Genomic DNA, 26,098 nt, shown 5'->3' with positions numbered 1-26,098 from the left:
CACAACTTAATTTATTGTATGAGAACCCTGTAGTGAGTGACGAAAAAGCCTCATTAAAAGAAGTGACCGAACAAACTTCACAATTTATCCAAAATGCGGGACAGAAAACCACTGAAACCGTCATTCAACAAGCGCACATCTACAATGATGCCTATACCACCATGAATAAAATGATTGATGGATTTTGGGAACGTGTGCCTTACATTATTTCGGGTTTGATTGTTTTTTTAATTTTCTGGTTTTTGTCCAAATTATTTAAGGCATTTATTACCAAGGCATTATTAAAGCGCTCCAATACACGACAAAATTTGGTAATGGTTCTACATCGTGTAGGCAGTACCTTTATTCTATTTTTTGGTTTTTTAATTGCTCTGGTTATTATTATTCCGGGTTTCTCACCAGGGCAACTCATTAGTGCGTTAGGGATCGGTTCGGTTGCAATTGGTTTCGCCTTTAAAGATATTTTCCAGAATTTACTGTCTGGTGTACTGATTCTATTAAGTGAACCGTTTCGTATTGGCGATACTATTTTGGTTAACGGTCTGGAAGGTACAGTAGAAGATATTCAGATTCGTGCAACATTTTTACGTTCCGCAGATGGTCGTAGCATCGTCATTCCAAATGCTACAGTGTACACCAGTGCCATTACAGTCAATACTGCCTATCAACAGCGCCGTTGTGAATTTGTCGTTGGGATTGGGTACGATGCAGATATTGATCAAGCTTCTGCAATTGTTCATGAGGTCTTAAATGATAATCTAAATGTGCTGACAGATCCGGCCTTTACGGTACAGGTATCAACCCTGGCTGATTTCTCTATCAATCTGATGATTCGCTGGTGGGTAGATACAGGTGCAACCACAACCACAGAATCGATTAGTGAAATTCAGCTGGCTGTCAAAAAGGCATTTGACCAGAAAGGTATTTCGATTCCTTATCCAATTCAGGATTTACATATTTCTCAGCCTGTATCCATTCAACCAGAAACTACATTAAATAAATAATCTGGATAGAATCACTGGAATTGCTGTTTCTGTACGTAAAATACGGTTGCCCAAATGATAAATCTGGCAACCGTTTTCTTTCAGTAGATCAATTTCATAAGGGATAAATCCCCCTTCTGGTCCAATTACAACCTGACAAGGCTGATTGTAGGCATAAGGCATACTTTGATCCGTATAAGGATGTCCTACAAATGTCGGATGTTGTTGTGTCCAAAGTGCTAAACGATCTTCCACAAATGGCTTAAAGCGTTTTTCCAGAATAATTTCTGGCGCCATTACGTCACCAGCCTGCTCCAGCCCCAACTGAACATAATGTGGTAATTGCTCCAAAAAAGGGCTCTGCCAATAACTTTTATCGACGCGATAACTGTGCATGAGTACAATTTTTTCTACGCCCAAAGTGACACTGTCCATAATTAAGCGACGTAAAACCTTGGGTCTAGGTAGTGCTACGATTAAGGTTACAGGGATTTTAGCTGGAATAACCTGTTTGGACAGCCGTTCAATCCAGATCTCATGTATTTCAATTCTAATAATTCGGGCATCAAATCGCTCCTGATCCTGAATACCAACTTTTAAACAGTCACCAATTTTTACATCAAGATGTTGCCTTAAATGCTGAATTTGTCGTGGATCCCGAATACAGTATTCATGCTGATCAGCTTGTTTTGCCAATAACACAATATTCATTGTGCAACCAGATACCGATCAATCAATGCAATATGCTGTGCCAATGCCCCTTGATTTGCTTGCAAAATTTGTTGTGCCTGCTGATTCATCTGATCTCGTTGTGCCTGATTGTCGAATAAATCCAGCAAAATTTGCGCTGCTTCATCCGTATTCTGAACAACCTTGACTGCATCATGCTCTACAAACTCATCAATAATATGCTGAAAATTAAAATAATTTTTCCCTAATATGGTCGGCACATTTAATGCAATTGGTTCCAGAATATTATGTCCACCACCCGGCTCATTTAATGAACCACCCACATAGGCGACTTGTGCCAATGCATACCACAACCATAGCTCACCCATTGAATCGGCAAGATAAACCTGTGTATCAGGCTCGATGGTCTGGCCTAAACTACGACGATGGGCTTTTAAGCCAAGTTTTTCAATCTCAGTAAAAACCGCATCAAAACGTTCAGGATGACGTGGCACCACAATACATAATAGATCTTTGTCCTTGAATAAAGCAGAAGTTAACGCAGCCAAAATTTGTTGCTCTTCTGCCGCATGCGTACTGGCCAACACCATTATTTTTCGCTGTTGTAATTGCCATTCCTGTCGCAATTGACTGGCTTGCTGAATAAAATGTTTTGGTGCAGTAATATCAAATTTCACGTTACCAACTACACTCATTTCACTTTGAGATTTACCTAAATGGTGAAACCGATCAAATGTTGCCTGATCCTGTGCCGCAATCCAATCCAACTGCTGTAACATCGGGAATGTTAAACGCTGAAATTTGCCATAACCTTTGGCCGATTTTTCGGAAAGTCGGGCATTTAATAATAATTGCGGAATATGATGTTGATGTACAATGCTCAATAAATTAGGCCATAGCTCAGTTTCCATCAACAATAAAATACGGGGCTGATTTAAAACCACAAACTTTTCAATCAAGTGCTTTTGATCAATCGGCAAATAGACTGCCTGAAACAATGTCGGATATTTTTCGGCAAATAAGGATTTGGCTCGAGCCTGCCCGGTACGTGTAGTATTGGTGACCAAAACCGCCTGCCCCAATTTTAAGTAATGTTCAATTAAAGGTTGGGCTGCATTGGTTTCACCAACCGATACAGCATGAAACCAAATGGTATTTTTATTTTTTACAGGCTGAAAATTCCCAAAACGCTCATCGACTTCCTGCTGATAATCATCTAAATGCCCAAAACGTTGTTTTACGCGCAGACGATATAAAGGTTTGATTAATGTCAATAAAGAGTTGTACCAAAGCGGAGTGGTCAAGATCAATCCCTGTTTTTTTTTACCATAAAAAGTATAGCACAAGCTTAGATTAGGCAAATACATAGATTAAAATGAGCATCTGCCATGAAAGAAAGCACTGCCTAAATTTAGTGGCTTAAAAACATTAAAATTTATCTGTACCGATAAACATCTTCGCACGTATTCAAAAAACTTATTTAAGTGAAAGAATTAAATAGACTGTGCTATTTCAATAAAATCTTTAATGATTGGTGAAAGATAATTTTTACTTTTTACCGCAAGTCCTATGGATCTTTTGATATTCGGTGACAATGGATGTTTACTAACATTAGGATATAATTCTAATAAATTTTTATTGAGTGCCATATCCGCAACAATAGATACACCCATATTATTATTTACCATATTGATGATGGTTAAAATTTGAGAAAAATGACACTTAATTATAGGATTTAAATTAGCCTGTCTAAATATTTGATTCACATGTTGCTCACTCCCTGCTGCTGTCATCAAAAATGGATACTGGACGATTTCTTTCAAGGTGATAGATTGCTTTTGAGAAAGAGTTAAATTTTTTGGTATTAATGCAACAAAAATATCTTCAATAATAGGATATGTATCAAAATGATCTTCAGGCAAGACAACAAAACCAACATCAATTTTTCTTTCTGTTAACCATTGTGCAATTTGCTTGTCTGTTCCTTCTTTAATAAAAATTTCTATATTTGGATATTTCACAGTAAATTTTTTCAAAATTAAAGGAATTAGTACATTTGAAGATGAAGCACCAAACGAGCCTATGGTTATTTTCCCTGCTTTAAATCCATGAAAGTCAGATATTTTTTGAGTCAAAACACTAGAATTGCTTAATATTTCGTTAGTATAAATCAGCAATTCATATCCAATCTCGGTGATTTCTACTTCATTTTTATTACGATGAAATAAACGCACGTTCCATTGTTGTTCAAGGGCTTTCAGTGCATGAGAAATTGCTGACTGTGAAATTTTTAGCTGTTTGGCAGCTAGAGTAAAACTTTTTAGTTCTGCTAAAACTGAAAATACTTCCAATTGTACAAATGTCATGCGCGCTATATATGAGTAAAAGCTCATTTTATCATGATTAATTATTAGTAATAAAATACAAAAAATTCAAGCTAAATTGATATATTCATGATTCTAAAATCCGATATGTTGATCTACTTAAAACTCACCTGTGTTGCTCTCCTATGGGGAGGAACATTCATCGCTGGCAGAATTGTTGCGGCAGATATTCCTCCTTATGCTGCTGCACTATTGAGATTTATGATTGCTTCGGCATTACTCATCATCATCCTTGTCAAAGTAGAAGGCTCTTTCAAAAGAATTAGCTTATCCCAGCACTTCCTTGCTGCCGGAATGGGCTTAACAGGCGTATTCACATATAACATTTTTTTCTTCAATGCTTTGTCACATATGGAAGCAGGAAGAACAGCATTATTTGTAAGTTTATCTCCGATACTTACCGTGATTGCTGCACGATTTTTTTTCAAGGAAAAGTTAGCAGTTTTAAATTACTATGGCGTCATCATCGCTTTTTTAGGCACTCTAATTGTTGTTACTAAAGGTCAACTGTTTTCTCAATTGAGTAGTTCCTTTGGTGTAGGTGAGTTAATGATGAGTGGGGCTGTCTTAAGTTGGGTGATATATACTCTACTTTGTAGACAATCAAAATTTTTATCGCCTTTAATAATGACCACTTATTCTACACTTTGGGGAACACTTTTTCTATTGATTAGTTCCATACCCAAAATACAACAATGGCAAACTTTAAATTTTAAATTTAGTACATGTTTAAGCATTATTTATCTTGGTGCCTTTGGAACAGTATTAGCATTTATTTGGTATATGCAGGGTATTGCAAAAATAGGCACATCCAGAACCATTATTTTTAATAATTTAGTTCCTGTGTTTGCTATTTTATTATCTTTTTTCATTTTAAATGAGCCTATTACATTGTCTATGTTAATTGGTGGAGTTCTTTGCTTTTCTGGCGTATTGCTCACCAATAAAAGAGATAATTTAGATCTAAATAAAAATACAGATCATGGAGTTAAATCTAATGCTTGATTTAATTTCGATGTTTACCCCTCCTATATCTCTAATGTTATTAGGACTATACTTTAAATATAAGTCATTTTTTAATATTAACTTTTGGGAAGGTGCAGAAAAATTAAATTATTATATATTGTTCCCTGCATTACTTTTTTCATCTTTAGCTAATGCCAAGGATGATGTAGCTGGAATCAAATCAATTTTAATTATTATATTTATTGTTATGTTTGTGATTATTATATTTTCATATTTATTAGCAATCATAAAAAAAGTTTCAGAGAAGCAGATGGGGGTATATATTCAAAGTCTAATTAGATTTAATACATATCTTGGACTTTCCATTGCATTAACACTACCAGACGAACAAATAAGGATTATTCTCGTTAGCATACTTGCTATAGCAATTCCATTTGTTAACGTTATTTCTATCTTATCTTTAACATCAAAACATAATTTAAACTTAAAAAATATTTTTTATTCTTTAATTAAAAATCCTTTAATTAATTCATGTTTAATTGGGATTGGATTTAATTATTTTTCTATAAAAATCTGGATTGGATTTGATAATTTATTAAGCATTTTATCTACCAGTAGTTTGATGCTAGGATTATTATGTGTTGGTGCAGCAATAAACTTTGACGTTATTAGAAAGAATTTTATAAGATCATTATCTATTAGTATCGTTAGATTGTTTTTAATACCATTATTTACAATATTAATTAGTTCATTTTTTATTTTAAACTCTGCAAGCCTTATCGCAATTATTATTTTCTTTTCAATTCCAACTGCTTCATCTGCCTATGTACTCACAAAGGTTCTAGGTGGTGATCATGAATTAATGGCAGGAATTATTAGCTTACAGACGTTATTATGTCTTATCTCATTGCCTGTTATCATGTATTTAATAGAAAACTTCAAGTAATATTTTACAGTATATAAAATGATAGTATAAAAAACTTATAGGAAAACTAAATTTTTAACATTTTTTATAAAATCATTTATGCTTTCAATTCATTAAAATAACACACCTAAATGTATTATTTTAATGAAGTTCAATTTCTGACTTAAGTCAAAACTAACCCTATTCCAGCAATCATTTCAACGCTGGATAATCGGTATAACCTTCTGCACCATCTGCATATAAGGTTTCAGGATTAAGCTCATTTAAAGGTGCATTTTTGACTAGACGATCTAATAAATCCGGATTGGCAATGTAGGCTTTACCAAACGATACCGCATCGGCTTCACCATCTGCCAGAATTTTTTTGGCAGATTCAGGCGTCAGATTTTCATTGGCAATCCATACACCGGAAAATTTCGGACGTAAATATGGACTTAAACTGTCTTCTGCCTGATATTCCCGTGCAAAAATAAAGGCAATATGTCGCTGGCTTAATTGCTCTACAACATAGCCAAATGTTCCACGTGGATCATCATCACCCATATCATGTGCATCTCTACGCGGTGCTAAATGCACACCAACACGATCAGCGCCCCAAACTTCAATAAAAGCATCTACAACTTGTAGTAATAATCTAGCTCGATTTTCAACCGAACCACCATATTCATCTTCACGATGATTGGTTTTAGTTTGCAAAAATTGATCAATTAAATAACCATTGGCCGCATGTAATTCTACCCCATCAAAACCGGCTTCTTTGGCTAATACTGCGGCGTGTTTATAATCTGCTACAATTGCCTGAATTTCATTAATTTCTAATGCTCGAGGCGTCACATATTCACGTTTTGGACGTAACAAGCTAACATGACCAGCAGGTTTAATTGCACTGGCAGAAACAGGTGTTTCACCATTTAATAATTCAGGATCAGAAATACGTCCAACATGCCAAAGTTGCACAAAAATTTTGGCATCTTGTTGATGTACGGCATCAACGACTTTTTTCCAGCCATACACTTGCTGCTGATTATATAATCCCGGTGTTTTGGCATAGCCTACAGCAGACGGGCTAATCACAGTGGCTTCCGTAAGGATCAATCCTGCATTAGCACGTTGCTGATAATATTCAACATTGAGATCATTGGGTACACGACTATCGCCTGATCTGGAACGTGTCAAAGGTGCCAGTACTAATCGATTTTTAAGGAGAAGATCGCCCAGTTTTAATGAATCAAGTAAGTCTGCCATGTCAACCTCTTTACTCTAGTTATAGCGTATTTTTTAGCACATCTAAATATTGCTGAATCAAGGCTTCATTACGGGAGAAATATGACCATTGTCCATGTTTTTGCACAGTCACCAAACCAGCTTGTTGTAATACGGAAAGATGATTAGACATGGTTGACTGGGACAATTGTCCCAATTTTTCAATCTGTCCTGCACATACACCTTTTTCAAATCCACCACATTCATCGGCAGATAAAAACTGCTCTGGTGATTTTAACCATTGCAATATCTGTCGTCGCATTGGATTAGCCAAAGCTTTAAAAATTGCATCCGTATCCATAATTTTCTGGCACACATTTAAATAAAGAAGCCTTATTCAACGTCCAACATTAATATATCGTATTTTTTCGATTTTTAAATCTATTTTTTACGATATACAAACAATTGAATTGAATAAGCCTTCAAATGATATTACTTACAGACCCTGTTTTAAACTGGCCTCGATAAACTTATCAAGATCACCATCCAAAACAGCTTTGGTATTCGACGTTTCAACACTGGTACGCAAATCCTTGATACGGGAATCATCCAGTACATAGGAACGAATCTGGCTCCCCCAACCAATATCGGACTTGGAATCTTCCAGAGCCTGTGCAGCTTCATTACGTTTCTGCATTTCCAGTTCATACAATTTGGCACGTAACTGCTTCCATGCTGTATCACGGTTGGCATGTTGCGAACGCTGGTTTTGGCAGGCAACCACAATACCGGTTGGCATATGGGTTAAACGCACCGCAGAATCGGTTTTGTTAATATGCTGACCACCTGCACCAGAAGCACGATAGGTATCCGTTCGCACATCAGATGGATTAATATCAATTTCAATATTGTCATCAATTTCTGGTGAAACAAAAACTGCCGCAAAGGAAGTGTGACGGTTATTATTGCTATCAAATGGCGATTTACGAACCAGACGATGTACGCCTGATTCCGTACGCAACCAGCCAAAAGCAAACTCGCCATCAACACGGATCGTTGCCGATTTAATACCCGCAACATCACCATCGGATACTTCCATCAATTCGCCTTTAAAACCATGGCGTTCAATCCAGCGTAAATACATACGCAACAACATAGATGCCCAATCTTGTGCTTCCGTACCACCGGAACCTGATTGAATTTCCAGAAAGCACGGATTTGGATCCATCGGATTACTAAACATACGCTGAAATTCCAGTTTTGCCAGACTTTCTTCTGCATAATCCAGTTCCGCAGTCACATCATCCAGTAAACTTTCATCATCGGCTTCAATTGCCAAATCCAGCATGGCTTGGGCATCAACCAATTGTTCAGCAAGTTTGTCCAAAACACCAACACTATTCTCTAATGCCCCTTTTTCTTTGGCAATCGCCTGCGCACGCGACTGATCATTCCAAATTGCAGGGTCTTCTAATTCTCTTAGTACTTCTTCTAGACGTTCCTTTTTCAGATCGTAGTCAAAGATACCCCCGTAACATTCCGCCACGATCTGAAAGGTCTTTTAAACGTAAAACAAAAGGATTAATTTCCATAACAATACACAGACTGGTTAAAAGAAAACTATTCTAGCATAGCTTTAAATCCGACAAAATTTACTGTCAATCGATCGCTTCTTTTCTTTTGGATTGTCAAAAGTAGTACATCTATTCACCGAAATACAGACTTTAACATAATGATAATAATCTTTACATTTAAAAATATTATTTTATTTATCAAAGACTTAGTATTAATGAAAGCAATTAAAATAACATAAAATTACTATAAATTCTAAATCATGAATTGACGCTATGATTTTTTAATTTAGACTGAATTTGTAACAAAAAATTTAATAAATCCGCTTTGGAGGATTAAGCTATGAAAAAGTTAACTATTGCGACCGCATTATTAGCAGCCACTGCATCTTTAGCAGCAATTAATGCCAATGCTTATCAAGCTGAGGTGGGTGGTAACTATAACCGTATTGATAATGACAACACTAAAGATCTTAATCAGTTCGGTGTGAACGGTACTTATTATTTTAATCAGGTACAGGTAAAAGACTCTCCTTTGGCTGAGGCAGCATTCCTTGACCGTGCCAGTAATGTCAATGCTGAAGTTAAATACGCAGACAATAGTGGCAACAAAAATACACAATATGGCGTAGGCGCTGAATACTTTGTACCAAATTCTGATTTTTATCTAAGTGGTAATGTTGGTCGTAGCGAATATAAAGTAGATAATACAAATATTGATACCAAAACGACAACTTATGGCGCAGAAGTTGGTTATTTACCGGCACCTGGCTTATTGGTTGCTGCCGGTGCACAAGGTTATGATACAGAACATGGTGATGATGATGTTAATCCAACTTTACGTGCAAAATACGTCACTACGCTACAAAATGGCCATGACATCAATTTAGAAGCACGTGGTGTCTTTGGTAGCGATGACAACAAACAATATTCTGCCGGCGCAGACTATTACATTGATAAGACATTAAGTTTCGGTGCTGATTACCAAAAAGATAAAGCCATTGATCAAGACCAATGGGGTATTCGTGCCAAAAAATTCTTTGATCAAAACTTAAGTGTTGAAGGTCGCCTAGGTTTCGGTGATGATTATAATACCTATACGATTGGTGCAAACTACCGTTTCTAATTAAAGAATAACCCTATTTACTCTAAATAGCGCTTCTTCGGAAGCGCTATTTTATTGAGAAAATAAAAATTCTTAAAGATTTTGCAAAAATAATATTCTTAACTGTAATTGGCTTTGCTGACGAAATTCATTTTTTTCCAAGGTAAATGCCAGACGAATTTTTGATGAAATTCTGGTGTCATTCAATTTTTCAAGGTAATTAAAGCCAATCGCCGACACAATTTGATGAGAAGGTAATTTTAATGTTAATTTGAGATGTATATCTTTAAGCCATTGATAATCCATAACATCAAATATACCATCAAATACAGGCGCCTCGAATCCCTGCCCCCAAGGTCCAAGATTTTGAATTTTTTCTAGAAAATCAAGGTTAAATTCATTTTCTGCCAAAGCACCATCCGTCAACAACTTGCTGTGAAAAATATCTGGATGATAGTGTTGAATCTGTGCAATAAAGCATTGCTGGAATTGTGTAAATTTTTCTTTTTCAATGGTTAATCCCGCTGCGGCTGCATGCCCACCAAAGAATTTAACCAAATCTGACTGCTGTTGTGCGACAGCTTCAATACTATCACGAATATGGATACCCTCAATTGATCGGGCAGAACCTTTTAAATGCTGACCATCTTCATCCAGTGCAAAGACGATACTTGGTCGATGGAAATGTTCTTTCAAACGTCCGGCAACAATGCCGATGACGCCCTGATGCCATTCTGGCTCAAATAAAACGATGGCTTGTGGTAGTTGCTCTCCATCAAGCTGTACCTGTTCTAGATAATCAAAGGCTTGCTCACGCATTCCTCGTTCAACCTGACGCCGCTCAAGGTTAAGTTGATCCAGTTGATAGGCTAAGGGAAATGCCTGTTGTAAATTTTCTGCCAATAAGCATTCAATGCCAATTTGCATGCTATCCATTCGGCCTGCGGCATTAATTCTTGGGCCTAGAACAAAACCAAAATCCTGTGCCTGTAATTGTAGTGGATTTTTTCCGGCAAGATCCAACAAGGCCAATATTCCTGCACGGCATTGCCCTTCGCGAATTTTTTTCAATCCGGCCTGTACTAAAATACGATTATTAAAATCCAGTTTGGCAACATCAGCTACAGTTCCTAATGCAACCAGATCCAGATAATGGCTCAATTTGCAGCTCGTTTTACCTTGTTTTTGTCGATGTGATGCCAAACTTGCTAGCACATAAAATGCAACACCAACACCTGCCAATGATTTACTGGCAAAATTGCAGCCAAGTTGATTAGGATTCACCACAGCTTCTGCATCAGGCGTCGCTTTAGTGGTTAAATGATGATCTGTCACAATCACCTGCATATCCAGTGCATGACAACGATCTACGCCGGCATGACTGGAGATACCATTATCGACAGTAATCAATAAATCAGGCTGATAACGTTCATGCGCCAGATCAGCAATTGCAGGTGTTAGACCGTAACCATATTTAAAGCGATCTGGCACGATGTAATGTACTAGTGCGCCCATCTGTTGCAACGCAAGTATCATCAAAGCAGTACTGGTTGCGCCATCAACATCATAATCCCCAACAATAAGGATTTGTTGCTGTGCATCAATCGCCTGGTCAATCAATGTAATCGCTTGAGTTAAGCCTTTTAAATCAGGTTGTAATAGAGATCTAAGCTGTAAATCCAGTTGATCTGTGGCAACATCTCTGGCCGATAAAATTCGGGCCAATGTTGTAGAGCCCAGATATTCATATTGTTGCAAAGGTTGTTTTAAATCTCTTTGCTGTAAAAGCATATTATCCATGAATTAAGGCATTAACCTCTGAATAATCCATTGCCCATTTTGTTGAATATAAGCTAAACGATCATGCAATCGATTTGGACGTCCCTGCCAGAATTCATAATATTCTGGAACCAAACGATAGCCACCCCAAAATTCCGGTTTTGGTAGTTGAGTCATGTGCTGATACTCAGCAAATGCCGCATTAAAACGCTGTTGTAGACTTTCACGGCTATCAATCATACCACTTTGTGGTGTACTGACATGTGCAGCTACCTGACTATCATGTGGACGTTTTTGATAATACTCCGTGGATTCTTCAACAGAAATCTTTTCTATACGACCAGAAATTCTGACCTGTTGTTCCAGTTCAGCCCAATAAAACAATAATTGTGCTTGTGGATTTTCGGCCAGATCATGGCCTTTTAAGCTGTCATAGTTGCTATAAAAATCATAACCCTGCGCACTGGCACCACGTAATAACAATGTGCGAACATGTGGTACACCTTGTGCATTGGCAGTGGCCACATACATGGCATAGGGTTCATGCAAATCACATTGCAATGCGGCATTAAACCATGTCAGGAACTGCTCATGAGGCTGCGGATGAACTTGCGCTTCATGCAGTTCTGCACGTTGATAGCTTAACCGTAATTCACTTAAATCCTTAATCACATCACTCATGTGCTAACCCCTATAAATATTTAATAATGTTATGAAATTACAGCATTCTGACGAATGACATTGGCCAGATGTTTTGCCAATTGTTTTACCTCATTCAGGTTATCGCCTTCAACCATTACCCGAATCACAGGTTCTGTACCTGATTTACGAATTAATAATCGACCACGCCCTTTAAGTTGCTGCTCAGCTTTTGCAAACTCTTGTACCATCACCGAATCTGAGAATGGATCAATCATGTGTTCAAGACGGACATTTTCCAATACTTGCGGAAAAAGTTTAAAGCCTTGTACCAGTTGATGTAATGCCTGCTGTTTTTCAACCATGACACGTAGTACCTGTAAAGCGGAGATAATTGCATCACCTGTAGTACTTTTATCTAACGTTAAAATATGTCCGGAAGGTTCACCACCTATGATCCACTGATTTTCTTCCAGTGCCTGTAATACATAACGATCACCGACTTTGGCACGAGTAAATGCAATACCAGCTTTTTCCAGTGCCAGTTCCAGTGCCATATTGCTCATTAAGGTGCCTGCAATACCTACTGGTTTTTGTGTCGCTTGTGTTGCAAGAATATAAAGCACATGGTCACCATCAATTAAATGACCATGTTGATCTACCATCATGACACGATCTGCATCACCATCAAAAGCAATACCTAAGTCTGCCTGATGCTTGATCACAGCTTTTTGTAAATTTTCAGGATGTGTCGAACCACAATCATCATTAATATTCAAACCATTTGGTTGATCATAAATCGTGATGACTCTGGCGCCTAATTCCCGAAATACTGCCGGCCCAACACTATAAGCAGCGCCATTGGCACAATCGACGACAATAGTATAGTCCTGTAAGTTTAAATGATATGGAAAAGTTGATTTACAGAATTCTATATAACGTCCCGCTGCATCTTTGACACGTACACTTTTACCCAACTGATCAGGTTCCTGAATAATAATCTCTTTTTCAAGTTCTGCGTTAATCGCATCCTGTAATTCATCCGGTAATTTCTTACCTTCATTGGAAAAGAATTTAATGCCATTATCAAAATAAGGGTTGTGTGATGCAGAAATGACGATTCCTGCATTGGCATGTAACGCACGGGTAAGATGTGCAATTGCAGGGGTAGGTAATGGCCCAAGTAAATGTACATAGACACCAGCAGAGTTCAGTCCGGCCTGCAAAGCAGATTCCAGAATATAACCAGATAAACGGGTATCTTTACCTAATACAACAATTGGCTTCTTCTTTGGAAATGCCCGTTTTAATACTGTACCTGCGGCAAATCCCAGTTTTAAAGCAAATTCTGGTGTTATCGGCATTTGTCCAAATTTACCACGAATGCCATCTGTACCAAAATAACTCATTTGTTCTCTCTTATCTTAAGCGTTGTTATTACACCATTTTACAATAAAAAACAGCCATCCATATTGGATAGCTGTTTAATTTTTTTATCTTTGAGAAACTTAACCTACTCGGTAATTTGGTGCTTCTTTGGTAATGGTGACATCGTGTACATGCGATTCTTTCATGCCAGCCGAAGTAATTTTAACAAACTGAGCATTTTGACGCATATCTTCAATGGTTGCAGATCCGGTATACCCCATTGAAGAACGTAAACCACCAATCATTTGATGTACGATATTACCCATTGGACCTTTATAAGGTACACGACCTTCAATACCTTCTGGAACCAGTTTTTCAGCGCCAGCTTTGGCATCCTGAAAATATCGGTCTGCTGAACCACTGGCACCGGCCATAGCACCCAATGACCCCATACCACGGTAGGCCTTGTAGTAACGTCCTTGGAAGAATTCCACTTCACCTGGTGCTTCCTCAGTACCTGCCATTAAGGAACCCACCATGATGGTTGATGCTCCAGCAGCAATCGCTTTGGCCATGTCACCTGAATAACGAATACCGCCATCAGCAATCAATGGAATTTGTTCTTTTAAAGCTCGAGCAACATTATCAATCGCAGAAATTTGTGGAACACCGATTCCTGCAACAATACGTGTAGTACAAATCGATCCAGGTCCAATACCGACTTTAACTGCATCCGCACCAGCATCAAGTAAGGCAAGTGCGGCATCACCTGTAGCAATATTGCCACCAATGACCTGAACTTGTGGAAAGTTTTGTTTTACCCAGCGTACGCGTTCAATGACACCCATCGAATGCCCATGTGCTGTGTCCACCACAATGACATCCGCACCAGCTTCAACCAGTGCTTCTACACGTGCTGGTGTTTCTGCACCAGTACCCACCGCTGCGCCAACACGCAAGCGACCTAGCTCATCTTTGCAGGAGTTTGGATAAAGCTCAGCTTTGCGAAAGTCTGTTACAGTAATTAAACCTTTCAAATTTTGCTGATCATCCACCACCAATACTTTTTCAATACGGTGTTTTTGCAATAATGCCTGAATGTTTTCTTTAGATTCGCCTTCTTTGACTGTCACCAATCGCTCTTGTGGCGTCATGATGTTACTAACCGGCTGCTCCAGATTGGTTTCAAAACGGGTATCTCGACCTGTAACGATACCAACAACTTTACCATCTTGAACCACAGGCACACCACTGATGTTGTTCGCTTTAGTAATGTCGATCAACTCACGTACTGTAGTTTGTGGCGAAACCGTAATTGGATCTTTAACCATGCCGGCTTCAAATTTTTTCACTCGGCGCACTTCAGCCGCCTGTGCTGCAATGTCCATATTTTTATGCAAAATGCCAATACCGCCATTTTGCGCCATTGCAATGGCCATACGGGATTCGGTTACGGTATCCATGGCAGCAGATACTAAGGGAATGTTTAACTGTATGCCACGAGTAAGGCGTGTCTTTAAGGAGACATCTTTTGGAAGAACTGTTGAATAGGCAGGGAGTAATAAGACATCATCGAAGGTTAACGCTTCTTGAACGATGGTCAACATAACAATCTCACTGGTAATTTCCGTGCGCTATTATAAACAAATTTCACATGAAATTGCATTTATTTCCTCATTTAAAATTTTTAGTATTAGGTTTTATTAATGTTTTTACCAATGATTGTTTTTTTAGGTAATATAAGAAAAAATAGACGCTTAAAGCGTCTATTCTCCCACCCCAAAGCCTTTAAATTCAATCTGGACAACGATAGGAATTTTGGTTAAATAGGTCAATACCGCACTCCAAACGCTCAATCCAGTTCAAGAAATTCTCAATCATTTCTTTACCAATAAATGGTGTGCCATGTTGTGGAACAATCATTTCCACATCCATTTCCCGCACCATGTTCACCCAGAACCGAATAATCCGGTTAGAACACATATAACGCTGATGAAATCCACGCATTTTATGCGTATGTGCTTCAAAATCAATAATCGGAGCATTGGCATCATGAACAATAGATGCACCCATATCACCAGAGAACAAAATTTTTGAAACCGGATCATAAAATTGGAAATTACCAACTGAATGCAAAAAGTGAGCAGGAACTGCCTTAATCACTGTATTACCAAAAGGAATAATTCCACCTTCATCCGGTAATTCAATTAAACGTTCCAGCCAGCCACCCTGAATACGATCACTGGTGAATGCAGAATTTAAGTGTGGTAGAAATCGTGCCCAGAGTTTAGATGCAACAACTTTGGCTTGCGTATATACCAGCCAGCGCGGCATTGAAGTAATGATGTCTGGATCCTGATGGGAAGCAATCACATAATCCAACTGATTAATACGAACATATTTGCTGAGTTCCAGTGTCAAGGGGGTATAAGTCAAATCACCACCAGGATCCAGTACTGCTGCATTTTTTCCATCAATAATTAGAAACTGATTTGCCTGTACACCTTCCCCTTTTACCAGACTGGTAAAGGCGATACATTTATGATGTCCGTCGTCATATAAAACACGTGAAGATGTTCGATCTAATGACATAAGTATTTACGCAATAATAAGAAATTTTTGTCAAAATAAGATGATTTACACAAAGATACAATAGAGTAAAAAAGGTTTTGAGATTTAGTTCTCATAAATAAAAATATCCTACTAAATTAGTAGGATATTATACATTTTTTTTATTTATATGAATCAACCACCTAGTCTTTATATTGATTCACTCAATGAATTAAACTTGACAATTGATTCAAAAAACCAATAACATAATTTTAATAAATGCTGAGTAATTACAATAAGATATTACGAATATCTTTCAGTAATATGGTCAACTTTCGGGTAAATCGTGCAGCATCAGCACCATTAATTACTCGGTGATCATAAGATAAAGACAACGGCAACATTAAGCGTGGATCAAAATCCTTACCATTCCAAACAGGCTGCATGGTTGCTGGAGAAATTCCCAGAATGGCAACTTGTGGCCAGTTTACCAATGGCGTAAATGCTGTCCCACCAATACTGCCCAAACTTGTAATGGTAAAGTTTGCACCTTGTAAGTCTTTTGGACTCAATTTTTTATCACGCGCTTTTTGGCTTAATTCTGCCAGCTCCTGTGCAATTTGCTTAATGGATTTTTGATCCGGATTACGCAATACAGGTACTGTTAAACCATCCGGTGTCGCTACTGCAATGCCCATGTGAATCTCATTGCGTAACACTACTGATTTCTGATCATCTGCCAGATGTGAAGCAAAATATGGCTCGTCTTTAAGTAAGTGTGCCACCGCCTTGGCAATAAAAGCCAGAATGGTTAAACCAATACCTTGCTTTTTAAAGTCGTCTTTAAGTTCGCCTCGCCATGCCTCAAGGTTGGTAATATCTGCCAAATCAAATTGTGTGACCTGCGGGATAAAGTTATTTAATGACAATTGTGGAACAGATACTTGTTGCAAGCGTGTCATTGTTTTGATTTCACCACCACCAAATGCACTGAAATCAGGTAAAGGTGGTAAACCTGATGCAGCAGGCGCAACTGTGGTACTTGTTGTATTTTGTGATGCGTTTAAACGTGTTTTTACGTAAGCAAATACATCATCTTTTACAATACGACCATGTTCACCAGAAGCTTTGACCTCTGCAAGCAACACGCCCAATTCACGTGCTAATTGACGTACAGCTGGTCCAGCATAAACTTTAGCATTAGCTGCTTTTTGTTCGTCATTCAGTTTATCAATGCTATCCATTTTGGCTGTGAGTGCTGCAGTAGATTGTGGTTGTGCAGGGACTTGTTTTTTCTCTGCAACTGGCGTCTGGGTTAACGCTTCTGCTTTGGCAGGTGCTGCCTGACTTTTTGCTGCTGTAGTCGATTTCACTGTAAGAAGTAATACGCCCTCTTTTACACTATCACCCGCTTTAACAGCAATAGATAAAACTTCTCCTGCAACCGGACTAGGGACTTCTACAGATGCTTTATCTGACTCAACCAGAACAACACTTTGTTCAACATCAATCTGATCACCAACATTCACCAAGATTTCTGCTACAAGTGCTTTTTCAACACCGATATCAGGAACTTTAACCTCTATTTCTGCACTTTCTGTGGCTGCTGCAATGGCAGTCTCTGGTTCAGATTCTGATACCGTGTCCTGAATAGATTCAGAACTAACTTTTTCTGCTGTAGTTTCATTGGCTGGAGCTTCAGACGCAGTTTGTACTGCACCTTCGCTCTCAAGTTCAATTAATGCGATCCCTTCTTTAACGTCATCACCCAAATTAACTAAAATCGCTTTAACTATACCACTGGCAGAACTAGGAACTTCTACTGAAGCTTTATCCGATTCCAAGAGAACAATACTATCATTCTCAGCAATATGATCACCCACCTTCACTAGAATTTCTGCAACAACAGCCTTATCTACACCAATATCAGGAGTTGTAATTTGCATGATTATTTCTCCTCTCCTGAAGTATTTTCAACGTATTCTGCAACTGCCTGTACTTCCGCATGTGCTTGTGGTTTCCATGGCAACGGACGATCAATATCCAGCTCAAAACTAGAAATGGCATCTTTCACCAGACGTGCATCCACTTCGCCTTCATCTGATAATTTTTTCAATGTTGCAACAACAATGTTGGCAGCATCGACTTCAAAGTAACTACGCAGGTTTTCACGAGTATCTGAGCGGCCATAACCATCTGTTCCCAATGCCACAAACGGACGACCTTCCGGTAGATATGCCCGAATTTGTTCACTATATAAACGAATATGATCTGTTGCAGAAACAACGATACCCTCATGTTCACGTAATTGCTGTGATACCCAAGATTCTTTGGCTTCTTCAGCAAGAGGATGTTTACGATTATATTCTTCGCATGCCATACCATCACGCGCCAGTTCATTATAGCTGGTCACTGACCAGACATTGGCATGGATTTGATATTCATCACGCAAGATTTTAGCTGCTTTGATCACTTCGCGCAGAATTACACCTGAACCCAGCAGTTGAACAGTGGCTTTTTCATCCTGTTCAAACAAGTACATGCCTTTTTTAATACCGTCTTCAACACCTTGTGGCATTTCAGGATGGGTATAGTTTTCGTTCATGAGAGTGAGATAATAAAATACCCGTTCCTGATTGACATACATACGTTGTAAGCCATCATGAATAATAATCGCAAGTTCGTAACCAAAGCATGGATCATAAGATACGCAGTTTGGAATTGTGCCTGCAAGAATATGTGAATGTCCATCCTGATGTTGTAAACCTTCACCGTTCAATGTGGTACGTCCTGCTGTTGCACCGAACAGAAAGCCCTGTGCCTGTGCATCACCTGCTGCCCATGCAATATCACCGATACGCTGGAAACCAAACATTGAATAGTACATATACATTGGAATCATTGGCAAGTTATTGGTTGAATAACTCGTACCTAACGCTGCCCATGCACTCATTGCTCCAGCTTCATTAATCCCTTCCTGTAGCATGTGGCCATCTTTGGCTTCACGATAATTCATTAGCTGTTCATTATCTTCAGGAATATATTTTTGGCCATGTGCAGCATAAATACCTAACTGACGGAACATACCTTCCAAACCAAATGTACGTGCCTCATCAGGTACAATTGGAACAACATGGTCTTTAAGCGCCTTATCTTTTAATAATGCCGAAATTAAGCGTACCATGACCATAGTCGTAGATTGTTCTTTGGTACCACTACCCACAAGTACACTATCAAAAGCTGATAATTCAGGAATTTGTAAAGCAATACTTTCTTTACGACGTGCAGGAAGATAACCCCCCAGAGATTCACGGCGAGCTTTCAAATATTTCAGTTCAGGTGAATTTTCTGCTGGACGATAAAATGGCAACTCTTCAAGTTGCTCATCATTAAATGGCAAATTAAAACGGTTACGCACGTATTTTAATGATTCAATTTGCATTTTTTTGATCTGATGGGTTTTGTTTACTGCTTCAATTTCATCAGATAAACCATAACCTTTTACGGTTTTTGCCAAAATCACTGTAGGTTGTTCTGTACTTTGCATTGCTGCGGCATAAGCAGCATAAACTTTATATGGATCATGACCACCACGATTCAATGCATCAATATCATCATCACTTAAATGTTTAACCAACTCTTCTGACTCAGGATATTTACCAAAGAAATGCTCACGGGCATAACCGCCACCTTTCACTTGATAACGCTGAAAATCACCATCAACGGCCTCTTCCATACGTGCTTTGAGTGCACCGGATTTGTCTTTTGCCAATAAAGGATCCCAATGACGTCCCCAAACCACTTTAATCACGCGCCAGCCTGCACCACGAAATAAAGATTCAAGCTCCTGAATGATTTTACCATTACCACGCACCGGACCATCCAGACGTTGTAAGTTACAGTTCACCACCCAAATCAGATTATCCAGCTTTTCACGGCCAGCGAGTGAAATAGCTCCCAGACTTTCTGGCTCATCCATTTCACCATCACCAAGATATGCCCAGACTTTACGATCTTCTTCCTTAATCAAACCACGATTCATCAGATATTTTTGAATATGTGCCTGATAAATCGACATAATTGGACCAAGACCCATAGATACTGTTGGGAATTGCCAATAATCTGGCATCAAATAAGGGTGCGGATAGCTTGGTAAGCCGTTTCCATTCACTTCACGACGAAAATTATTCAGTTGATCTTCGGTTAAACGACCTTCCAGAAAAGAGCGCGCATAAATCCCCGGCGCACAATGACCTTGATAATAAATCATATCGCCGCCAAAATGATTACTGGCTGCACGGAAGAAATGGTTAAACCCTACATCATATAATGTTGCTGAAGAAGCAAAACTTGCCAAGTGACCACCAAGGTCATCACCAGTTTTATTAGCACGTAATACCATCGCTAAAGCATTCCAGCGAATTAACGCACGAATACGGCGCTCCATATCCTGATCACCCGGCATAGCAGGCTCTTCATCTACAGGAACAGTGTTCAAATAAGGTGTATTTAATCGCTGAATTGGTACATGCTTAGAAATTGCACGCTGATATAATGTTTGTAATAGAAAAGCTGCTCGTTCCGTTCCAATATGTTCAATTACAGAATCAAATGCTTCCTGCCATTCTTGTGTTTCCAGAGCATCTGTATCTCCATAAAAAGCCATCTCTTATCACCTTATTTGCTATATCCATAGTTAATGTATATTTGTATCACGTCTTGCCCCATGAGCGTTAGACATGAAAATGAATACAGAATAAAGACATTATTTTTTAAAAAAATGATAAAAGTTTACATTTTACATAACAATACAAAAAAACAGTCAATTAGATTATTTTTTAAGCAAAAATCATCATATTTTTTTATATCAGGTTTTCCTGAATATGCCGATCTGGTCGATGATTATTTTATTGCATGATATAAAATGATTTCGTATTCAAAAAATAAAATATTTACATAAAAAATCACCCTAAATTTGGGTGATTTTTTGTAATAGAGATTTTTTATCAACCATTAAGGTAACATTGCAAGATAAGTTGAAGGATTTTGGCGTTGTCCATTCTTAACCACTTCAAAATGTAAATGTGGTCCTGTGCAACGGCCTGTACAACCAACATTGGCGATCATCTGACCTGCAGAAACACGCTCACCAACACGCACACCCAAGCGAGAAGCATGTGCATAACGAGTCACATAACCATTACCATGATCGATTTCTACATAGTTACCATAGCCTGTACCCCAACCAGATTTGGTTACTATGCCAGGACCAGTCGCATAAATAGGTGTACCTGATGGTGCAGCCAGATCCACACCGGAGTGATGACGTGTACTACCCAATAAAGTGCGATTCCCCCATGTTGATGAAACACGGGCATTTTTGATCGGATGGGCAGTTAACCATGAACCTAGCGCACTAGAACTTGAGTTTTTACCGTGACTAAATGATGCATTGGTAAATTCAACGGATTCTTCAGTATTATTTTTACTTAAAGTCTGAGATAACTGCTCTAAACGATCTTCTGAAGAACCTGCGGAAATATAAGTTCTCTGAATGTCTGCAAAGCTTGATGACATTGCCGTGCTGGCACACAACGCAATTAATAACTGGTAAAAACGCATAAACAAAGCCTCTAATTTCCTAAACGTTATATACACTTGCTTTCTATTCAGCTTCATGACTAACTATATACATGTCTAACTTTGTGGAAGCACGTATGCGTTCGCCTAAAATCTGTTTCACTGAACTGAATCAGGTGTCATCACAACGTTTAGGAAACTTTTCATTTCTTCAATCGCAAGTCGCCAACTGGCAAAAACTTACACAAATTATTCAATCTCACTTACCACCCCAAGGGCAATGGCAAGTGGTTTATTATCAAAATGGTTTATTAACCATTACTGGTGATAATCAGGCATTGATTAGTCAGGTACGTTACCTGCATAACCAATTTATACAGAAATTTAAAACTATCCCATCGCTAGAAGGATTAGAACGAATTCAGGTTATCCTGAAAACTCCCGACAAACCTACTAGCAAAAAATATACACGAAGTAAAACATTGTCAAACGAAACTCAACAAGCGTTACGTCAGGCTGCCTCACTGGTGAACGATGCCAAGCTTAGCCAAGCTTTACTACGTTTGGCAAGCCCCGATAACATAAAAGTGGAGTAAATATTAAGCTAAAAGTGGCAAAGCCCTCAGGATTAAAGGCTTTCATTATTGTTACACTATAACGTTATTTTTTAAAAGACAGTAACTTAGTCTAAATTTCTAAACTGATACGTATTTAATCGGACAGGAATTATCGTCATAAAAAGTTACAATTTCATAGTTTTCTGGATTGTCCAAAACCGTACGTAGAAGTTGGTTATTAAGGGCATGTCCAGATTTAAAGGCTGTAAATTTGGCAATAATTTGATGTCCCAATAAATATAAATCACCAATCGCATCCAGAACTTTGTGTCGCACAAACTCATCTGCAAATCGCAAACCTTCTTCATTGACAACGCCATGCTCATCCAGACCAATTGCGTTATCCAAATTTGCACCTAAAGCCAGATTATTGGCTTGTAAATACTCCAGATCTTTCATAAATCCAAAAGTACGTGCTTCACTCACTTGTTCAGCAAAGTTTGCAGTGGAAAATAAAATTGATGTGGATTGATGTGCTTTATCAAAAGCAGGATGATCAAAATCAATGGTAAAATTCAGTTCAAATCCATCAAAAGGAACAAAACTTGCTGTTTTGTCGGCGATTGTTGCTTGTACAGCTTGCTTAATTTTAATAAATTTTTTTGGTGCCTCTTGTTCTTGTAATTCACCCTGTAATAATAAATATAGAAATGGTCCAGCACTGCCATCCATAATGGGCAATTCAGCAGCATCGACTTCAACCAGTAGATTATCAATTCCCAAACCAGCAATTGCACTCATGAGATGTTCAATCGTGCCCACTTTAACATCGCCCTGAACCAGATTGGAACACATAAAGGCTTCCTGAATCAGCATAGCTTGTGCAGGAATTTCTACTGGAGGATGTAAATCAATACGTCTAAAAACAATGCCACCATCACAGTCATGAGGCAAAAAGTTTATCCTGACTTTTTTACCACTGTGCAATCCAATACCACTGGCACGAACCGCTTGCTTGATTGTTCGCTGTTTCAACATATTTGCTTACAAATTTAGAGTTTGTAATACGTTAGCACAAAATAGGCGATAAAAAAACAGAAAGGATAATTATACTCGATAACTATCCTTTCCATTCAATCTCAACAATGCTATTTACGTTGTTGATTTTTTAGATAATCCTGAATACTCATTGGAGATGGTCGAGGACTGGAACCTGAGTTTGCAGATTTATTTTGATCTAATCCTGCACCTTGTTGACGGGCAATGGCCGGTACATCATCTGCATCAACAGAAGTATTTTGTGCTGCTGTTACTGGATTTGTGACTGTACTTCTTACCTGTTGTTGTGGCACTGGATCAGAATTACGAGTTAATCCGGTTGCAACAACTGTCACTCGAATTTCATCACGAACATCAGTGTCAATTGCTGTACCATAGAAAAATTGTACTTCATCTTCATCAACAATTTGCCCAACAATATTGGCAATCGTTTTAACTTCTTTTAAGGTTAAATCTTCACCACCAGTGATGTTGAGCAATACGCCTTTCGCATTTTTAATATTAACTTTATCTAGCAGTGGACTGCGAATTGCCATTTCAGCAGCTTGTTCAGCACGCTGTTCTCCACGACCTGTTCCGGTACCCATCATGGCATAACCACGTGTACTCATAGCTGTTTTTAAGTCAGCAAAATCAAGGTTGATTAAACCTGGATTTACAACAAGGTCAAAGATACTACGAACTGCATTAAGTAATACATCATCAGCTTTTTTGTAAGCATCTTTCATCGAAATATCACCATACACTTCGAGCAGACGCTCATTTGGAATGATGATTAAAGAGTCAACATATTGCTCCAGATTTTCAATGCCTTGTTCAGCCGATTTGATACGGCGACGACCTTCAAATTCAAACGGTGTTGTCACGACACCAACCGTTAAAATTCCCATCTCTTTTGCAACTTCTGCAACAACAGGTGCGGCACCAGTTCCAGTTCCACCGCCCATACCCGCAGTGACAAAAACCATATCTGTGCCTTCAAGGTGCTGGCGAATGGTTTCACGGGTTTCTTCTGCTGCTGCACGACCCACTTCAGGATTGGCACCAGCACCCAAACCACGGGTACATTGTTCACCCAGTTGCACTTTATTCGGTGCAGACATGCGATCCAGAGCTTGCTTATCGGTATTGGCACATACAAATTTCACACCGTGAATTTTTTGTTCTACCATGTTTTGCACGGCGTTACCGCCTCCACCGCCAACACCAAAAACTGTGAAACGGGCCTGTCCGTTATTATCCATTACTTCGTCATCTAACAATGTGAATGTATTTGTAGTCATACCTTCCGACTTCCAAAAAAGTGATTAGCAGCCTCTAAAGCCCGCATACTGCTTAAATTTTCGTTTGTAAATCTTAACATGGCTGCTTTGATTTGTAATAACCAGATCACTGATTATTACAAACAAAAAACATTGCAATGCATTCTTACCTAAAACATATTCTTCAACTTGTTAAGTGCATTGTTACAACTATCAACAATACGCTGCCAAGCTGAACTTGCTTGCTCATCTTCAGGTTGTGTGACTGTTTGCTGTAATTCACTCTGGCTAAACATCAATAAACCACTTGCCGTTGCGTAAAGCGAACGACGTAAAGCTGGCAACATCTCATCTTTAGCATACACTTGTAAAGGTGGATTACCAAGATGTGCGGTGACACTAAGTTTACGACGAGCCAAATTAATGGCACCCTCAATCTGACAGGCATCACCTGTTAGCACAACACCGTGATATAAACCCGAAAGTAAATTGCTATTTTCGATTTCCTGACGAATACAGTCAAAAATTTCTTCGTAACGTGCCACAATAATATCTGCAAGCTCAATACGGCTAATGGTTTGAGGACCATCTATACCTTGTACCTGTATCATTTGATCTGGTTTAATGGCTTGATGATCTACACAACCATGGAGTGTTTTTAGGCGTTCTGCTTCTTCTGTTGTAGTTTGTAGTACAGCGGCAATATCGCGTGTTACATGTTCACCACCTAACTGAATGGTACTGGCCATAGCCAGACGACCTTCAAGGTATACCGTGATATTCGTTGTACCAGCGCCAATATCGATCAAGCATACGCCATATTCTTTTTCATCTTTTAATAAACTTGCTTCTGCATTGGCTAGTGGCGATAAAACCAGTTTTTCTACTCCAATACCTGCATTTTTTAGGGCTTTATCCAGATTTTGCATGGTACTGATAGGCAACATCATCAGTTGATAATGCCCAGTTACAGTGTGCCCAGACATCCCGATCGGGTTCTGTACCCATTCATCGCTATCATCAACCTGAAAACCGATAGGCACAGCACTGGCCAAATAATAATCTGAGGCAACATGGCTGGCTTTAGCAAGTTCCAGTGCCCGAACCAGTTCACTGGTAGTAATGGTTTGATCACTATTTAAAATAGGGGTGCGACCTGCGGCATAGCTACTGTGTAATTCAGCACTTGGTATCGCTACCCAGGCACTATGGATACGACATTCCGCCATATCTTCAGCAGCCTGTACAGCATTTTTAATAGCAGACACAACTTTATCAAGGCTAATAATTTTGCCTTTATTCATGCCTCGGTTACGTGCATAAGCCATGCCGACAACTTCAATTTTATCCGGCGCATGCACTTTACCGATCAACACCGATACTTTGTGTGTTCCAATATCAATTGCCACAACCGATGGAACAACTTCACTCATTACTCATTACCATACTATTTTGTTGATATTTAAATGCCGTTTTT

The 26,098-nt window shown here is 38.7% G+C and carries 22 protein-coding genes; 5 read left to right on the top strand and 17 right to left on the bottom strand.

From position 1 onward, the window contains the following. Window positions 1-32: 32 nt before the first annotated feature. Window positions 33-1,004, top strand: a complete 972-nt coding sequence (locus F4V57_RS13455; RefSeq protein ID WP_070071138.1) for a mechanosensitive ion channel family protein — start codon at window positions 33-35, stop codon at window positions 1,002-1,004. Here the strand turns inward: F4V57_RS13455 and F4V57_RS13450 are convergent. The 3 genes from F4V57_RS13450 to F4V57_RS13440 form a co-directional block, all read right to left on the bottom strand. Beyond that, window positions 993-1,694, bottom strand: a complete 702-nt coding sequence (locus F4V57_RS13450) for a 16S rRNA (uracil(1498)-N(3))-methyltransferase (RefSeq protein WP_070071062.1) — start codon at window positions 1,692-1,694, stop codon at window positions 993-995. The genes F4V57_RS13455 and F4V57_RS13450 overlap by 12 nt on opposite strands. After that, window positions 1,691-2,977 carry a 3-deoxy-D-manno-octulosonic acid transferase gene (locus F4V57_RS13445; RefSeq protein ID WP_070071139.1) on the bottom strand — a complete coding sequence of 429 codons (1,287 nt, stop codon included), beginning with the start codon at window positions 2,975-2,977 and terminating at the stop codon, window positions 1,691-1,693. The genes F4V57_RS13450 and F4V57_RS13445 overlap by 4 nt, the downstream gene beginning before the upstream one ends. Before the next feature lie 189 nt (window positions 2,978-3,166). Next, window positions 3,167-4,039 carry a LysR family transcriptional regulator gene (locus tag F4V57_RS13440; protein ID WP_070071063.1) on the bottom strand — a complete coding sequence of 291 codons (873 nt, stop codon included), beginning with the start codon at window positions 4,037-4,039 and terminating at the stop codon, window positions 3,167-3,169. Between the two features lie 87 nt (window positions 4,040-4,126). Here F4V57_RS13440 and F4V57_RS13435 point away from each other — a divergent pair, with 87 nt between their 5' ends. Together F4V57_RS13435 and F4V57_RS13430 are read left to right on the top strand one after the other, a co-directional pair. Continuing rightward, window positions 4,127-5,062 carry a DMT family transporter gene (locus F4V57_RS13435; protein WP_070071064.1) on the top strand — a complete coding sequence of 312 codons (936 nt, stop codon included), beginning with the start codon at window positions 4,127-4,129 and terminating at the stop codon, window positions 5,060-5,062. Beyond that, on the top strand, window positions 5,055-5,969 hold the full coding sequence (locus F4V57_RS13430) for an AEC family transporter (RefSeq protein WP_070071065.1): 915 nt from the start codon (window positions 5,055-5,057) through the stop codon (window positions 5,967-5,969). The genes F4V57_RS13435 and F4V57_RS13430 overlap by 8 nt, the downstream gene beginning before the upstream one ends. A gap of 171 nt (window positions 5,970-6,140) precedes the next feature. On the opposite strand, the gene F4V57_RS13425 is transcribed toward F4V57_RS13430, so the two are convergent. The 3 genes from F4V57_RS13425 to prfB all read right to left on the bottom strand — a co-directional run bounded on the left by F4V57_RS13425 (window position 6,141) and on the right by prfB (window position 8,743). Beyond that, window positions 6,141-7,193 (bottom strand): alkene reductase, encoded by a 1,053-nt coding sequence (locus F4V57_RS13425; RefSeq protein ID WP_070071066.1) that lies wholly within the window; start codon window positions 7,191-7,193, stop codon window positions 6,141-6,143. A gap of 19 nt (window positions 7,194-7,212) precedes the next feature. Then, window positions 7,213-7,512 carry an ArsR/SmtB family transcription factor gene (locus F4V57_RS13420; protein ID WP_070071067.1) on the bottom strand — a complete coding sequence of 100 codons (300 nt, stop codon included), beginning with the start codon at window positions 7,510-7,512 and terminating at the stop codon, window positions 7,213-7,215. Window positions 7,513-7,647: 135 nt separating this feature from the next. Beyond that, a protein-coding gene (gene prfB, locus F4V57_RS13415) for a peptide chain release factor 2 (RefSeq protein WP_141729298.1) occupies window positions 7,648-8,743 on the bottom strand; the annotation gives its coding sequence in 2 pieces (ribosomal slippage) (window positions 7,648-8,670 and window positions 8,672-8,743; 1,095 coding nt in all). A 322-nt stretch (window positions 8,744-9,065) separates the two neighbouring features. On the opposite strand from prfB, the gene F4V57_RS13410 reads away from it, so the two are divergent. Further along, window positions 9,066-9,848 carry a putative porin gene (locus F4V57_RS13410; protein ID WP_070071069.1) on the top strand — a complete coding sequence of 261 codons (783 nt, stop codon included), beginning with the start codon at window positions 9,066-9,068 and terminating at the stop codon, window positions 9,846-9,848. Window positions 9,849-9,920: 72 nt separating this feature from the next. Here F4V57_RS13410 and recJ read toward each other — a convergent pair whose 3' ends face one another. The 8 genes from recJ to F4V57_RS13370 form a co-directional block, all read right to left on the bottom strand. Continuing rightward, complete coding sequence (gene recJ, locus F4V57_RS13405) at window positions 9,921-11,627, bottom strand: single-stranded-DNA-specific exonuclease RecJ (protein ID WP_070071070.1); 1,707 nt, start codon at window positions 11,625-11,627, stop codon at window positions 9,921-9,923. A gap of 3 nt (window positions 11,628-11,630) precedes the next feature. Next, window positions 11,631-12,287, bottom strand: coding sequence for a pyridoxamine 5'-phosphate oxidase (pdxH, locus tag F4V57_RS13400; protein ID WP_070071071.1), 657 nt, complete (start codon window positions 12,285-12,287; stop codon window positions 11,631-11,633). A 29-nt stretch (window positions 12,288-12,316) separates the two neighbouring features. Then, a complete protein-coding gene (gene glmM / locus F4V57_RS13395; RefSeq protein ID WP_070071072.1) occupies window positions 12,317-13,654 on the bottom strand; it encodes a phosphoglucosamine mutase in 1,338 nt (445 codons plus the stop codon). A 99-nt stretch (window positions 13,655-13,753) separates the two neighbouring features. Then, window positions 13,754-15,220, bottom strand: a complete 1,467-nt coding sequence (gene guaB, locus F4V57_RS13390) for an IMP dehydrogenase (RefSeq protein WP_070071073.1) — start codon at window positions 15,218-15,220, stop codon at window positions 13,754-13,756. A 187-nt stretch (window positions 15,221-15,407) separates the two neighbouring features. After that, complete coding sequence (locus F4V57_RS13385) at window positions 15,408-16,205, bottom strand: oxygen-binding di-iron domain-containing protein (RefSeq protein ID WP_070071074.1); 798 nt, start codon at window positions 16,203-16,205, stop codon at window positions 15,408-15,410. A gap of 248 nt (window positions 16,206-16,453) precedes the next feature. Continuing rightward, on the bottom strand, window positions 16,454-18,109 hold the full coding sequence (locus tag F4V57_RS13380) for a 2-oxo acid dehydrogenase subunit E2 (protein ID WP_070071075.1): 1,656 nt from the start codon (window positions 18,107-18,109) through the stop codon (window positions 16,454-16,456). 2 nt (window positions 18,110-18,111) lie between these two features. Continuing rightward, complete coding sequence (aceE, locus tag F4V57_RS13375) at window positions 18,112-20,829, bottom strand: pyruvate dehydrogenase (acetyl-transferring), homodimeric type (RefSeq protein ID WP_070071076.1); 2,718 nt, start codon at window positions 20,827-20,829, stop codon at window positions 18,112-18,114. A gap of 347 nt (window positions 20,830-21,176) precedes the next feature. Continuing rightward, window positions 21,177-21,785: a M23 family metallopeptidase gene (locus F4V57_RS13370; RefSeq protein ID WP_070071077.1), complete on the bottom strand. Its 609-nt coding sequence runs from the start codon at window positions 21,783-21,785 to the stop codon at window positions 21,177-21,179. A 95-nt stretch (window positions 21,786-21,880) separates the two neighbouring features. Here F4V57_RS13370 and F4V57_RS13365 point away from each other — a divergent pair, with 95 nt between their 5' ends. Beyond that, the gene (locus tag F4V57_RS13365) at window positions 21,881-22,339 is read left to right on the top strand and encodes a hypothetical protein (protein WP_070071078.1); all 459 of its coding nucleotides are present in this window, start codon (window positions 21,881-21,883) and stop codon (window positions 22,337-22,339) included. Between the two features lie 99 nt (window positions 22,340-22,438). Here the strand turns inward: F4V57_RS13365 and lpxC are convergent, their stop codons facing one another. The 3 genes from lpxC to ftsA form a co-directional block, all read right to left on the bottom strand. Continuing rightward, a complete protein-coding gene (lpxC, locus tag F4V57_RS13360; RefSeq protein WP_070071079.1) occupies window positions 22,439-23,338 on the bottom strand; it encodes a UDP-3-O-acyl-N-acetylglucosamine deacetylase in 900 nt (299 codons plus the stop codon). A gap of 110 nt (window positions 23,339-23,448) precedes the next feature. Next, window positions 23,449-24,642: a cell division protein FtsZ gene (ftsZ, locus tag F4V57_RS13355; RefSeq protein WP_070071080.1), complete on the bottom strand. Its 1,194-nt coding sequence runs from the start codon at window positions 24,640-24,642 to the stop codon at window positions 23,449-23,451. A 149-nt stretch (window positions 24,643-24,791) separates the two neighbouring features. Next, entirely contained in the window at window positions 24,792-26,054 is a 1,263-nt protein-coding gene (gene ftsA, locus F4V57_RS13350) for a cell division protein FtsA (protein ID WP_070071081.1), read from the bottom strand. Window positions 26,055-26,098 lie beyond the last annotated feature (44 nt).

Source organism: Acinetobacter qingfengensis, from assembly GCF_008693185.1.
Classification (GTDB): domain Bacteria; phylum Pseudomonadota; class Gammaproteobacteria; order Pseudomonadales; family Moraxellaceae; genus Acinetobacter; species Acinetobacter qingfengensis.
The sequence above is the reverse complement of the archived record's forward strand: the minus strand, read 5'-3'. Positions and strand labels throughout refer to the sequence as shown.